The following is a 1,202-nucleotide window of genomic DNA, read 5'->3' as shown; positions in this document are numbered from 1 at the left end:
GGGCAACGCCGTGCTGCGGGTGCGCACCTCCGCCCAGCCGTACGCGGGCGGGTTCGTCATCGTGGACCGGACGGAGGGCTGAGATGACCACCGCAACCGCTCAGCAGGCCGTCCCCACCATCGGCGACGTCGTCCGGCGGCTGCCCGGGTGGCTGCGCGAGCACGTCCGGTCCGCCGTGACCGGGGCCGTGGTCGGCGGCGTGATCGGCTACACCGTGAACGTCTTCCTGATCGCCGTCCGCTACGGCGGCTGGCGGAAGGTGCCACACGGGGCGCCGGCCACCACCCACGGCAACTTCTTCCAGGGCGCGCTGTTCTGGGGTCTGCTCACCACCGTGCTGTTCGGGGTGTTCGGCTACTGGCACGCCGTCGGCACCACCCGCTTCCTGGCTGACCTGCGCGCGCTGCCGCACACGCTCACCGGGCTGGTCCGGGGCGACCGGTCATCCTCCGTCCACCTGCTGTGGGGCGCGGCGATCGCGCTGCTGGCCGCCCAGATCGTCCCGCCCGCGGCCGGGGCGGTGCTCGCCGTCGGCGTGCTCGCGGGAGCACCGACCGTGCTCGGGAGCATCGTGTCGACGTCCCTGCGCCGGATCTGGTCGGCCGTGGTCAAACAGATCGCCCCGACCCGCCACCACCGCATCACCGACATCTGCGGCATGACGGTGGGCCTGCTCGGCTCCGCCGTATCGCTGATCGTCGCCTCGTTCATCACCGACAGCCCGGTCAAGTACGGCCTGGCCGGCGCCCTCGCACTGGCCGCCGTACTGATCTCCGCCACCGGTGCGCGGCCGCCCGCCACCACCTGCGTCGTGCTGCTGGTCGGCGCCGTACTGCTCCTGCACGGGATCACCGACGCCATCCCGGCCCACGCCGACGACGGCGGAACGCTCGAATGCAAGCTCCGGGGCGAGGCCTGGCTGAGCTGCACCGGCAGCGGCACGGTGCTGCGATACGCCACGGCCGGGGCGACCGCCGCGGCGGCAGGCGGCATCCTGGGCTCGTTCCTCGGGAACCTGGCCGGCACCCTGGCGGGCGAGCCGGGCACCGGCCCACCGGACGGCGGCGGCCCGGACGAGGGCGGCGAACCGCCCCGGCAGCCACAGCCCGGCATGCCACCCGGCGACCGCCAGGCAGTCAACAACTGGATCCAGGGACTGCTGGACGACCCGGCCTTCCAGCGCTGGCGCGCCACCCACCCC

At 74.0% G+C, this 1,202-nt stretch carries 1 pseudogene; it reads left to right on the top strand.

The window, feature by feature from the left end:
* Window positions 1–83: 83 nt before the first annotated feature.
* Window positions 84–1,202 (top strand): annotated as a pseudogene (locus ACGF12_RS38685) (hypothetical protein); the annotation flags it as partial.

The organism is Kitasatospora sp. NPDC048296 (genome assembly GCF_043201815.1).
Taxonomy (GTDB): Bacteria; Actinomycetota; Actinomycetes; order Streptomycetales; family Streptomycetaceae; genus Kitasatospora.
The sequence above is the reverse complement of the archived record's forward strand: the minus strand, read 5'-3'. Positions and strand labels throughout refer to the sequence as shown.